Source organism: Tatumella ptyseos (assembly GCF_030552895.1).
In the GTDB taxonomy this organism is placed as follows: Bacteria; Pseudomonadota; Gammaproteobacteria; order Enterobacterales; family Enterobacteriaceae; genus Rosenbergiella; species Rosenbergiella ptyseos_A.
Map to the genome: position 1 here is coordinate 3,099,602 of NZ_CP130649.1, position 13,276 is coordinate 3,112,877.

The window sequence follows — 13,276 nt, forward strand, 5'->3', positions numbered from 1 at the left end:
CTATTAAAAAAGCCCAGTCTGCTTTCAATTAGCAAAACTGAGCTTTTTATTTTACAACTAGTTTGTCATCCAATAATCAATGTAAACAGACAATAAAGTATCATACTCAAATTGCAGTAAGTAACTGATTTTTCATTCCAAAGTAAACAATAAAATTTCATACTAGATGCTATTTATTATTTACAATTATGAATTTAGGAACAATAAAGTATCATACTAAATTGTTCCAATCATGGAATTTTCATCTTGTTTTAGGGCAACTCGGATAATCCGATCTCTCTTAAAAAGGCATTATGGGTATCTTTAGATTGTTTAATTTCTTCAGCAATTTTTTGAAGATTTTTATTAACCTCTGTCAAATCAATCTCTTTTTCAGCTTCTGAAGTATTAATATATCTAGAGATATTAAGATTGTATTCATTTTTATTCTTTATCTCATCCAAACTTACACGTTTTGAATAACGCTCTTCTTCTTTACGATATTGATAGGTATCAACAATTCTCTCAATATCTTGTTCGCGTAAGTAATTTTGTTTTTTACCTCTTTCGAAGTAATCAGCAGCATTGATAAACAGGACATCATCAAATTTCTTGCAGCGCTTTAAGATTAAAATACATACAGGAATGCCTGTTGAGAAAAACAGATTTGCTGGTAGTCCAATTACTGTATCGATATGACCATCATCAATGAGTTTTTGTCGTATTTTTTGCTCAGCTCCTCCACGGAATAACACTCCATGTGGCAAGATAATAGCCATGACTCCATCATCTGCTAAAAAATGGAAACCATGCAACAGGAATGCAAAGTCAGCAGCCGATTTAGGGGCCAAACCGTAATCTTTAAAGCGAAAATCTTTAGCTAAAGCTTCAGTCGTATCCCATTTTAAACTAAATGGTGGATTAGCTACAATGGCATTAAATGTAATTTTCTTAGATGGATTTAGCTCATTTAGAATATCCCAATCATTTGCTAAAGTATCACCATGGAATATTTGAAACTCAGTATCTTTTACGCCATGTAAGAGCATATTCATACGGGCTAAGTTATAGGTGGTAATGTTTTTTTCCTGACCGTAAATTTTACCTACCTTGCCATTATGCTCTTTTACTTGATTACGTACATTTAGTAATAATGAGCCCGAACCACAAGCAAAGTCTAAGATCCGATCTAAAGATTTTTTATAACCAGTACTAGGGTCTTGACTATCTAAAGATACAATTCGAGATAAAATTGTCGATATCGGTTGTGGTGTATAGAATTCACCTGCTTTTTTACCAGAACCTGATGCAAATTGTGCAATTAAGTATTCGTAAGCATCACCTAATGTGTCATTATTTGTTGAGAAATTAACAAGCTTTTCTTCAATACTACTAATGATTGAGCATAGTTTGGTATTGCGTATCTTGTAATCTTTACCTAATTTTTCAGAGTTAAGATTAATCTCAGAGAAGAGACCATTAAAACTACGTGCGAAAGATTGTTCTTCAATGTATTTAAAACCAGCATTTAATGTTTTAAGTAGATCATCATGTTGAGTACGTGCAAGTTCTGCAATATTACTCCATAAGAATTCGGGTTTAATCACATAGTGAATTAAACTTCTCATACTATCTTCAAAGTCAGCCACATCTTCAGCATTATTGGCATACCAAATATTAAGTGATGTCTGCTTAACTAAACCATCATCATTTTTAATTGGTTTTGGATAATCTTGCCCGAGTTCTTTAGCAGCAGCTTCTTCATAGTTCGCAGATAAATAACGCAAGAATAGGAATGACAACATGTAATCCCGAAAGTCATCTGCATTCATTGAGCCACGTAATTGGTTTGCAATGTCCCAAAGTAAGGCACCAAGTTTTTGCTGTTCCTGTTCGGTCATGACTGAATTTCCTGTGGGGTAGCTGTTTGAGTAGATGTAGATGTGGCTAGCTGAATAGCCTCACCGACAGTAGGTAACTGAAATGGATAGTTTTCTAAAAATGCATTTAGAATATCTTTAAATAATTTTTGATTATCAGGTAGCATGTTTCGTGGCTCATATACGGAATATTGACCATGACTCATCAAGTTTAACGCACGTGAAAAAAGTTTCTCATTATCAATATCTTTCATACAAAATGAAAAATCTTCAGCCCCAAAAAAAGAAGCGGTTTTTTCCATAATACTACGTAAAATATTAAAATGATAAGTATAAAGTTTCGATGGAATAGCATGAGCAGCTTCATGTAACTCTTTTAACATAGCAACATGGTAGAAAAAGGGTGTATCGCCTGTAGTTTGTAACTGGTATTCATTTGTAAGTTTATTCTTGTACAGAAAATAGCATTTATGATTATGATTTTTTATTTCATTGGTCATAATATTGAAGAAGAGGCCATGATGCGTAGAGATTAGTACTTTGACATTATCTTGTGCTTCACGTAATAAAATAGCTAAATCACTTGCTATAGCAATCACATTATTCTCATCTAATGATGAAATAGGATCATCAATATAAATATAGCTAACCCAGTCATAGCCTTCTTGTCCATCAATAGCTAATTCGCAGATTGCTAAAAATGTACACCAAATGAATAAATTTTCTTCTCCACGAGAGATTTTAATGTTATCAACTGTACAAGTAGATAATTCAGAAGAGTTATAAGGTTTGTAAATTTCATTTCGACTGAAAGAGACAGTCCGAACATCCTCACCTTTTACTGGTTCATATTGAATCTTAAAATCAAAGTCTGCAAATTTTATTAAATGGGCTCTAATTTTATTTTCTAAATCAATCTCTTCATCAAAAACATTGAAGAATTTTGAATATTTATTTAAACAAAGTTTACGATTAGTATCATCTTCTAAGTCATTATCCCAAGTAAATAAATCTTCAGTGAAAGCATTAAAATAAAGAGTATCTCCTTTGCTAGTCCTATTCCTTACTCCTATCATTTTTCCTTTATTTTTAAACTCCATTGATAGACGAGTTTTTCCTGTACCGTTATAAGCGTAAAGAAGTATGTAATCTTTACTTTGCAAGTCACTTCTAAAAAGCTCAACTATTCTGTTCATAGTTTTATATTTTTTAATACTTCTTTGATTACTCATGCGCAAATTTCCTCAACTACTGGGAATAATTGTTGCATTAAGCCTATCTTATGTTTTTTAAGTTGCTCAATATAATTTGTCTGATTGGAAATTAAACTATCAAGTGAAGTAAAGCAGCAAGCAACTTTTTCTTGCTCTAGAAGAGATGGCTGCATAACATTTATTGATAAAAACTTATCAATAGAAATATTATAACGACCTGCTCTAGCACCCTCATTTACAATTTTCTTAATTTCACTTTCATAGGTTTTAGACTCGAAAAAATACTCCCAAAAAACTGGATTTTGATTTTTTTCAAAGCGGAAACATTTATAAATAGGTGAAACGATTCCACTTTCATAAAGAGAAAGTCTTTTAATCGTTCCATAGGTTGAATTTTTAGTGATTCGATCGTTATATACAAAATCATTCTTTTTTAAAACGATATACCGCTCAGTATTGTCTCCAGCAACTTTTTTTAAGAAATAATCCGCTTGAGAAACTACTCCATGTTCATTAGAAAGAGATAAAACTTTAATTTCATCACCTGTAGAATTTTTCTTCTTAACAGGTTTAGCAATTTCAGACAGCTCAATGCCCTTCCATTTTTGACTAAATTTTCCTAATCTTAACTTCGGTAAATTTTCTCCATTTTTAGGAAAAAGCAGTTGTAGAAGGCCAGTTCTGTGTTCTTTATAAAGTTTAAGTTTGAATGATGAACTTTCTATAAGCTTATCTAGAGATGAAAGAAAATCAGCTATTTTACGCTGTTCATCTGCTGAAGTTGGGAGATATATTTTGATCCCAGATAGTCTTCCAGCGGAAATACCTAGAACTTTAGTACCTTGTGATTCTTTTTGAATTTGTTGACGCAAATATCTTGAACTAAATAAATAGCTCGAAAATCCTGTAATAAGTGAATTATCTATCTTTCTAGCTAATAAAGTATGGGTACCAGATATAACTTTTTCATTATTCAAATTTATGATTTCGATATGTTTTCCGACATCTTTCAAATCTTCGGATGCATCAGCGAAAATTATGTCTCCCACTTGACAGTAATTATCAGGAGAAATTTTATCTAAATTTACATTTGCATTCACATATGGAACTTCTTCTAACTCTATATTGAATAAAGTTGAAAATTTAGTATGAATATCACCATAGTGTATATTTTTAATATTGCCTGATTTGTAATTTAAAAATTCTCTTGAAAAACTATTGGTAGTTTTAAAAGTAAACAAAGATTTAAAAGGCCTAACCTTCCAACCTAAATCCTCTTTAAATTCATAAAAGCGGATTCGTGGGAAATACTGTTCTTCATCATTTTTCAGTAATTGATTATTTAACATGTGCACCCCACCCAGAAATTTCACGCCCATTAGCACGTTTTTGCATTGGTTCAGTTAAATCCTGTATTAAAGCTTTACGAGTTTTACTACGTTCTTTCCAGCCTAAGCCAAGCGGGGAAAGTAACTCATGTAGTAAATCATTATCTAAAATCATGAGAGCTAGTGTTGCATCAACAAAGAGTCTGAGAGCTTCATCTTCTAAACCATATTTTTCAGCGATTTCTTCAATTTTATAGTCAGTTTTTTCTAGTTTAAATTGCTCAAAACCACATTTGATATCTTCTACACTCAAACCTTCACCGATTTTTAAACTGAAGATATATTCCTTGATATCTTCAGCATCATCGACAAACTTAGCATCGCTGCTAATTAGATTGAGCAGCTCTTCACGGGTCATACTCTGTTTTTCAGGTGATGTATGGCTGTAATCACTAATCAGTTTCATGATGTAGTCATAGTCAATCATTGCAGAGTTAAATAAGACAAATTCAAAATCAACTTGCTGTACTGTCTCATCTGAGACATTATCTGGATTGTCTTGCTTTGGCTTTAAACGCTTTGCAGTCTCTAAGTAAACAGATTGAAAACTTCTCAATTCATCTTTAGGCATAATCTTATTGATAGATTCAGTTTGCTCTTCAGTTAAATCTGTGTATTGACTTAATTGAGTTTGTAAGCGTTGAATTTCTTTGAATTTATTAATAAATTCAGCTTTTGCGGTATCGCCTTGTAAGTTAATAACTTCTTCAGGGGTGGTTGGTAGCCCTTTTGATTGCATGAACGTATCGAGTTTCTGTTTAGCAACAGCAAGTTTAGCAATTACTTGTGTAGCTGATTCAACTAGCCAGATTTCTTTAATATGATCGTCTTTTTCTAAGTTGGAAAATAATTTTACTGACTCATCAACAGCAGACTCTAAGCCTCGGAAGTCGATAATTGTCCCATAAGGTTTAGAATCATTTAAGACTCGATTCGTTCGTGAAAATGCTTGAATTAAACCATGATATTTTAGGTTTTTATCGACATATAAAGTACTAAGATATTTAGAATCAAAACCTGTAAGCAGCATATCAACTACAATCGTGATATCAATTTTCTGTGCTTGAGGAAAAGCCTGACTATTTGGATATATCTGATCTTTAATGCGCTGTTGAACATCTTGATAGTAATTATCAAACTGTGCCAAGCTGTGACTGGTACCAAATTGAGCGTTATAATCATTGATGATTGTAGTTAAAGCTTGCTTTTTTTCATTTGGCTTATCTAAGTTATCTAATTGCTCATTTGGTAAATCTTCAGATAGCTGTTTGACATCAGCATCACCTTCGGCAGGAGGAGAGAAAACGCAAGCAATATTTAATACGTGGTAATCTGGATTGGTTTCTAATAATTCTTCTTGTTTTGTCTTAAATAAATGGTAATAACTAATTGCATCATTAATTGAGCTTGTTGCAAATATGGCATTAAACTTTCGCTCATGAGTTGCGTGATGATGCTTATTAAGAATGGCTTCAACAATTTTTTCTTGGGTTATAGGATCACCCACACGAGCTGTAATAGGTTTATTTTGATCAACCTGAGCAGCACGAAAATATTCAATATTAAACTTTAAAACGTTTTGATCTTCTATTGCATGAGTAATGGTATATGCGTGTAACTGTTGTTGAAAAATATCTTTTGTTTCAGCGTAACTTGCTTCTCTTCCATCTATCCTTTGCACCGTTGAATTTTTTCCAAAAATAGGTGTACCAGTAAATCCAAATAGTTGTGATTTAGGAAAAAACTTTTTGATTGCTTGATGATTTTCACCAAACTGTGAACGATGACACTCATCAAAAATAATTGCGATTCTTTTATCTTGAAGAGGTTTTAATTGTTCTTTAAAGCTTGGAGATTTTGAACGTGAATTCTTAGTTTTTTTAAGATTGTCTGACTGATCATTTAACGCAAGCGCTAACTTTTGAATTGTGGTTACAATGACCTTATTACTATAGTTCGTAGAAAGTAGGCGTCGAACTAATGAAGCTGTATTGGTATTTTCCTCAACGCATCCGTCTTGGAATTTATTGAATTCTTCACGTGTTTGACGATCTAAGTCTTTGCGATCAACCACAAATAAGCATTTTTCAATATCGGGATTATCTTTAAGTAAAGTTGATGCTTTAAATGAAGTTAAAGTTTTACCACTACCTGTAGTATGCCAGATATATCCATTACCACGATTTTGTTTAATCGTTTCGATGATCGCTTCAACAGCATATATTTGATAAGGCCGCATGATCAAGATTTTTTGTTCTGTCGTTACTAGAACCATATAACGGCTGATCATTTTTCCTAGTTTACATTTATTTAGAAACTTTTCAGAAAACTCATGCAAATCATTGACTTTACGATTATCAGGATCAGCCCATTGATAAATTGGTAAAAACTGTTCGTCAGCATTGAAGTTGAAATGTTGCTCTTGGTTATTGCTAAAATAATAAGTTTGCTTTTGATTGCTAACAATAAATAATTGCATGAACACAAATAGAGTATTGGTATAACCATTACCAACATCATTTTTATAGTCCACAATTTGTTGCATTGCACGACGAGGAGAAATATCTAAGGTTTTAAGTTCAATTTGAACTAAAGGTAAGCCATTAATTAAAATAATAACATCGTAACGATGATGACTATTCTGAGAATTTACACGGAACTGACGGATGACTTCAAATTCATTTTTACACCAGTCTTTTGTGTTAACTAGAGTGTAATAAAGAGGCGTACCATCTTCTCGGTCAAAAACATGCTGTACTCGTAACCGTTGAGAACAAGCGAATACATCAGAGTTAATATTTTCTTGTAATAAGCGCTCAAATTCAGCATCTGTAAGCTGAACTTGGTTTAACTCATTAAACTTATTCCGAAAATTAGCATTGAGTGAGTCTAGATCATGAATTTCATTTTTTTTATATTTTAACTCTTCAAGCTTAGCTATAAGTGAATTTTCGAGATTGTTTTCGGAGCTAGACATGTTATTTCATAGGGTATTAGAAAGTTAAAGAGGATTATTCCTTAAAATTTTAAGAATTTCAAGATATAGATTATCATGTAGATAATTAAATCGAAACTCTGTTTCTTTAAGGTGCAAATAAAAGGTCTTTTTGGGAACGCCATTAAACTTTGTGAGTCGTCTTTTAGTATAGCTCCAAAAACTCTCAATTCCGTTAATATGACTTTCCCCTCTAACAAATTCATTGGCCCCATGGTGAACCCTAAAATGCTTATCAAAGCCTAAATCAACCAAGCCATCATAACCCCGCCATCCATCAGAATGAATCACAGATTCAGGATCAATTTTTCATCGAATGATGCCTTGTAATGTTGCTTTTGAACAATCAGAGACAATTTCTGTATATACTTTACCTTCTCGTTTCAAAAGTCCAAAGACAATCGTTTTTCCACTCGCCCCACGTCCTCTTTTTCCTCTTACTCTTTGTGCTCCGAAGTAAGACTCATCCACTTCAATGGCTCATGATAAAGGAGAGGATTGCTCACAAACTTCGGCTAATCGTGCTCTTATTTTTAGAAAAATGGTATTAACAGATCGAGTAGAAATATTTGTCAAAATAGCGGTATTGATTGCTGTTAAATCCATCGAAAAATAGGTAATGCTACCAACTTGCTGATTTAGTGTATGATATCTATTTTGAGCTTATAACATGGCTTCCCTACCTATTCATTGTCCTGCTTGTTCTGCAACTAAAGGTGTCGTACGTAACGGTAAAAGCACTTCCGGCCATCAACGTTATCTCTATCAACATTGCCGTAAGACATGGCTGCTCTCTTTCACTTATGCCGCTTCTTATCCGGGTAAGCCTCAACAAATTATCGACATCGCTATGAATGGCGTCGGGTGTCGGGCAACAGCAGAAATTATGGGAATTGGACTCAATACGGTTCTTCGCCACTTAAAAAACTTAAACCACTCTCAGTAACAACGAGACTTAACCCCGGTGCTGAAGTCATTATCTGTGCAGAGCTTGATGAACAGTGGGGTTGGGTAGGCTCCAAGTCTCACCCTAGATGGCTGTTTTATGCCTATAATAAACAGCATAAGTCGGTCATTGCTCATGTATTCGGAGAAAGAAATCTGGATACACTGGAACGTTTGCTGGCTCTACTCTCTGAGTTCGATATCGTGGTCTGGATGACAGATGGTTGGCCGGCTTACGCGAAAAGACTGAAGAGAGAGATACATACTAATAGTAAACGTTTTACTCAACGTATTGAACGGCATAACCTAAACCTAAGGCAGCATATCGCTCGTTTAGGGCGCAAGACGTTATCGTTTTCAAAGTCGGTTGAATTGCATGATAAGGTAATAGGGTATTACGTAACTTTAAATCACTACCAATAAATTGGAGTCACCACCGGAATTTCTTTACTTTTCCAATAACGTCGTTCGATTTCTAGCTTTTCAATTGTACGGATATTTTCAAGGTCTTTCTGATATTTAGCCTGTATACTAAATCGAGGATTTATAGGGTCGGAACTGAATACATAAAAATCCGTACTCATTATCTGCTTAATGCCTCTAACGGCTGGGTGTGGAATAAAATTTAAATCGGCAATTTCTTCAGTTTGTTCTATTCGAAGAGGGAATTGTTCTCGTATATTTTGAATAAATGGATTCCATTCTAAAATTAAGAAAATAGCAAGCTCTAAGTCTAATAGTAAATGGTGTGTCCGCTTCGTTTTATGACCATAAACTCGATGAGAGCGACCACGTGACGATAGATCACGGACAGTCAACCAAGGTTTATATGATGAGAATTCACCATCACCTCGACCATCTTTGATCTATTTCTGTTGTTGTTGGACTGATAGCATAAAAAAACACCTGTTGTGTTCATTTGAAATGAGCATAACAGGTGTTCATAAAACAAACAATATAGTATGATACTTTATTGTTTAGTGTGAGACTTTATTTTCTGCTCACAATAATCAAAGCACTATCCGCGCTTAGCTTTACTCTACCGTTACCGATTTCGCTAAATTACGAGGTTGATCGACATCTGTTCCTTTAATCAGCGCAATATAGTAAGAAAGCAGCTGCAGTGGGATGGTATAGATGATCGGAGCAAGCACCTCTTCGACATGTGGCAGTGGGATAATTTTCATATTCGGGCTATCACTAAAGCCGGCATCTTGATCGGCGAAGACATAGAGTAAACCACCGCGAGCCCGTACCTCTTCAATGTTGGACTTTAGCTTTTCCAGTAGTTCGTTATTTGGCGCAACAATAATAACCGGCATATCGGCATCAACTAAAGCCAACGGCCCGTGTTTTAGCTCGCCCGCCGCATAAGCTTCGGCATGAATATAAGAGATCTCTTTAAGCTTTAATGCCCCTTCCATGGCGATAGGGTATTGATCGCCACGACCTAAGAACAAGGCATGATGTTTGTCAGAAAAATCTTCCGCTAGACTCTCAATGTTCTTATCTTGCGAGAGTATTTGTTCAATACGCCCCGGTAAGGCTTGTAGTGCATGAATAATCTCGTGTTCCACCGCTTCAGGCTTACCATTCAGGCGAGCCATCTGTGCCACCAGCATTAAGAGTACGGTTAATTGGGTAGTGAACGCTTTGGTCGAGGCGACGCCGATCTCGGTACCCGCCTTGGTCATTAACGCCATATCCGACTCGCGTACCAAAGACGAGCCGTTGACATTACAGATTGTCAGCGCGCCTAAGTAGCCAATCTCTTTGGATAAACGAAGGGCTGCAAGGGTGTCCGCCGTTTCGCCGGACTGCGATAAGGTAATCAGTAGGCTATCGGGACGTACCACCGATTTACGGTAACGAAATTCCGAGGCAATCTCGACATCGCACGGAACACCAGCAATAGCCTCAAACCAGTAACGGGAGACTAAACCGGAGTTATAAGAGGTTCCACAGGCAACAATTTGAATATGCTTGGCGCGAGAGAGTAGCGCAAGACCTGACTCCCCTAATTCGCTTAGATCAATTTGCCCGTCATGGAAACGACCTTGTAGAGTATTCTTAATCGCGATCGGTTGCTCGTAGATCTCTTTTTGCATGTAGTGACGGTAAAGACCTTTATCGCCAGCATCATATTGAGCAGACGATTCGATGACTGCGCGAGTCACTGGCGTTTCGTCACGTTGGAATAGGGAGACGGTGCGGCGAGTTACTTCAGCGACATCACCTTCCTCTAAAAAAATAAAACGACGGGTGACCGGTAATAACGCCAGCTGGTCAGATGCCACAAAATTCTCACCCACCCCTAAACCAATCACTAATGGGCTGCCAGAACGTGCAGCGACCAGAACTGAAGGGTCATTGCTATCCATAATCACCATGCCATAGGCACCGCGTAATAATTTAATCACGCGTTGTACCACTTCACGTAAGCTACCACCATGCATTTTCTGCTGCTGGTGGATTAAGTGAGCAACCACTTCGGTATCGGTTTGTGAGGTAAAAACATAGCCATCGGCCAGCAGCGCTGGGCGTAACTCATCGTGATTTTCGATGATACCGTTATGTACCAGTACAATATTATGAGAAACATGTGGGTGAGCGTTCACTTCGGATGGAACACCGTGTGTGGCCCAACGTGTATGCGCAATACCAGTGCCGCCTGTGACGGGTTGTTGCTCAACTGCATCCACCAGCGCCTGCACCTTACCTAAACGACGAAGACGCGTTAAATGCCCCTGTTGGTCAGCCACTGCCAAGCCCGAAGAGTCATAACCGCGATACTCTAGACGGCGTAGGCCTTCTAATAAAATTTCAGCAATATCACGTTGTGCTACCGCACCCACTATTCCACACATAACATTATCCTAAACTGTTTGAATGTAAGCCGTTTTTACGAGTTACTTTTCTTTCTTGAGGGCTGCCAACCGGCTTTGCTTAACTGCTCTTTGGGGTTGTAGGCCAACGATGCTGAGGCTATATCACGCATCACCGTGGTACCTGCAGCAATAGTCACGCCGTCACCGACCGTAACCGGTGCAATAAGTTGAGTATCTGATCCCACAAAGACATGATCACCGATCACCGTTTGGTACTTATATTTACCGTCGTAATTACAGGTAATGGTTCCTGCACCAATATTGACATCACTGCCAATAGTCGCGTCGCCAAGATAGCTTAAATGACCAGCTTTCGTCCCTTTACCTAGTTGAGATTTTTTAACTTCGACAAAATTGCCGACATGAACCTCTGCCGCTAATTCAGCGCCTGGACGTAATCGTGCAAACGGGCCGACAGTACAGGCCGTACCGAGCTCGGCACCATCAATCACGCTATAGGGGCTTATTTCTGCGTTATCACCGATCACACTGTTACGGAGAATACAGCCAGCACCAATTTTGACGTTATTTCCCAGTACCACATCACCTTCGATAATCACATTGCAGTCAATTTCAACATCACGACCATGAGTTAAATGACCACGAAGATCGAACCGCGAAGCGTCACGTAACATAACACCCGCCAATAATAACTGCTCTGCACGGTCGTGTTGATAAATACGTTCTAATTGTGAGAGCTGTAAGCGATTATTCACCCCTTCCGTTTCACTCTGCTTCGTCGGATGAACCGCACAGATTTCACGTCCTTCGCGGTGAGCAAGCTCAATAATATCGGTGATATAATATTCACCCTGCGCATTGTTATTCGTTAGCTGACTCAACCAACGTTTTAAGTCTCCACCGTTGGCCAATAAAATACCCGTATTGACTTCTTTTATGGTCAACTGCTCGGCTGAGGCATCTTTCTGCTCAACAATACCGGTTATTGTATCGTGATCACGCAGAATACGACCATAACCGGTTGGAGTATCGGTTATGACTGTCAATAAGGCGATGCCACCATGAGGTTTCGAGGCATGTAAACGGCGTAAAGTATCAGCGGCGATTAGCGGAACATCACCGTAAAGCATTAAAATGTCTTCATCATCACTGAATGCAGGGGCAGCTTGTTGCATGGCATGGCCGGTACCTAATTGCTCTGCTTGATAAACCCAATGCAGGTCGGGGTCGGCTAAATGGCTTTTTAATAATTCGCCACCATGGCCATAAACAAGATGGATTTTTTTTGCTTCAAGGACTTTGGCTGTATCAATGACGTGCTGCACCATCGGTTTACCTGCCAAGTGGTGTAACACTTTTGGAAGGTCGGAATACATCCTTGTCCCCTTGCCTGCTGCAAGGATCACCACACTCATCGCTTTACTAGACATACAGATCCTAATTCGTTTGATTCGCTTGAAGAGATAATCACTTTACTGCACAGGATACACCATATTTCTCTTACCAAAATTAGATATTGTGAAGAAAAATAGCTAAAAAAAATGCCAGCCGGTAAGGGCTGGCATGATTCAGAGCACTAGGCCTGATTACATCGCTTTTCTGGTCAGTTCAATGACCCGCAGCTTGGCAATCGCTTTCGCCAGTTCCGCAGAAGCCAGAGCATAATCAACATCAGTGTTGTTTTTACTCATAGACTCTTCAGCTTGACGCTTCGCTTCAAGCGCCTGCGCTTCATCTAACTCTTCGCCACGAATCGCGGTGTCCGCCATTACGTTAACGTCGTTAGGCTGAACTTCCAAGATACCGCCAGAGAGGTAAATAACCTCTTCGCTATTATCTTGTTTAACGATACGAACCAAACCAGGCTTAATGGCGGTCAGTAACGGGGTGTGGCCGTGGAAAATCCCTAGCTCACCTTCGCTACCTGACACCTGGATATGTTGAACAACACCAGAGAACATCTCTTTCTCTGCGCTGACAACAGTCAGGTGAAAACTTTTAGCCATAATTATTCTCCTGGAAACTG

The 13,276-nt window shown here is 37.6% G+C and carries 9 protein-coding genes and 1 pseudogene; 1 reads left to right on the forward strand and 9 read right to left on the reverse strand.

Annotated features, from left to right (window positions below; all coding sequences use genetic code 11):
• Window positions 1-251: 251 nt before the first annotated feature.
• The 5 genes and pseudogenes from QJR74_RS14640 to QJR74_RS14660 form a co-directional block, all read right to left on the reverse strand.
• Entirely contained in the window at window positions 252-1,880 is a 1,629-nt protein-coding gene (locus tag QJR74_RS14640; protein ID WP_304372546.1) for a type I restriction-modification system subunit M, read from the reverse strand.
• The gene (locus QJR74_RS14645; RefSeq protein ID WP_304372547.1) at window positions 1,877-3,091 is read right to left on the reverse strand and encodes an AAA family ATPase; all 1,215 of its coding nucleotides are present in this window, start codon (window positions 3,089-3,091) and stop codon (window positions 1,877-1,879) included. The genes QJR74_RS14640 and QJR74_RS14645 overlap by 4 nt, the downstream gene beginning before the upstream one ends.
• The gene (locus tag QJR74_RS14650; RefSeq protein ID WP_304372548.1) at window positions 3,088-4,422 is read right to left on the reverse strand and encodes a restriction endonuclease subunit S; all 1,335 of its coding nucleotides are present in this window, start codon (window positions 4,420-4,422) and stop codon (window positions 3,088-3,090) included. The genes QJR74_RS14645 and QJR74_RS14650 overlap by 4 nt, the downstream gene beginning before the upstream one ends.
• Complete coding sequence (locus tag QJR74_RS14655) at window positions 4,412-7,438, reverse strand: type I restriction endonuclease subunit R (RefSeq protein WP_304372549.1); 3,027 nt, start codon at window positions 7,436-7,438, stop codon at window positions 4,412-4,414. Before QJR74_RS14655 ends, QJR74_RS14650 begins: the two co-directional genes overlap by 11 nt.
• Before the next feature lie 24 nt (window positions 7,439-7,462).
• Window positions 7,463-8,077, reverse strand: a pseudogene (locus tag QJR74_RS14660) (IS1595 family transposase).
• Between the two features lie 49 nt (window positions 8,078-8,126).
• Between QJR74_RS14660 and QJR74_RS14665 the strand changes: the two are divergent.
• Window positions 8,127-8,824, forward strand: a protein-coding gene (locus tag QJR74_RS14665) for an IS1 family transposase (RefSeq protein ID WP_304372550.1) whose coding sequence is annotated in 2 segments (ribosomal slippage) — window positions 8,127-8,376 and window positions 8,376-8,824 — 699 coding nt in all. Because the reading frame shifts where the segments join, the coding sequence is not laid out codon by codon here.
• Here the strand turns inward: QJR74_RS14665 and QJR74_RS14670 are convergent.
• From QJR74_RS14670 to QJR74_RS14685, 4 genes are all read right to left on the reverse strand, one after another.
• Window positions 8,815-9,219: a TnsA endonuclease N-terminal domain-containing protein gene (locus tag QJR74_RS14670; RefSeq protein ID WP_304372551.1), complete on the reverse strand. Its 405-nt coding sequence runs from the start codon at window positions 9,217-9,219 to the stop codon at window positions 8,815-8,817. The two genes, QJR74_RS14665 and QJR74_RS14670, sit on opposite strands and share 10 nt — an antisense overlap.
• Before the next feature lie 216 nt (window positions 9,220-9,435).
• Complete coding sequence (gene glmS / locus QJR74_RS14675) at window positions 9,436-11,268, reverse strand: glutamine--fructose-6-phosphate transaminase (isomerizing) (RefSeq protein ID WP_304372552.1); 1,833 nt, start codon at window positions 11,266-11,268, stop codon at window positions 9,436-9,438.
• A 35-nt stretch (window positions 11,269-11,303) separates the two neighbouring features.
• A complete protein-coding gene (glmU, locus tag QJR74_RS14680) occupies window positions 11,304-12,680 on the reverse strand; it encodes a bifunctional UDP-N-acetylglucosamine diphosphorylase/glucosamine-1-phosphate N-acetyltransferase GlmU (RefSeq protein WP_304372553.1) in 1,377 nt (458 codons plus the stop codon).
• Between the two features lie 156 nt (window positions 12,681-12,836).
• Window positions 12,837-13,256 carry a F0F1 ATP synthase subunit epsilon gene (locus tag QJR74_RS14685; protein WP_304372554.1) on the reverse strand — a complete coding sequence of 140 codons (420 nt, stop codon included), beginning with the start codon at window positions 13,254-13,256 and terminating at the stop codon, window positions 12,837-12,839.
• Window positions 13,257-13,276: the final 20 nt, after the last annotated feature.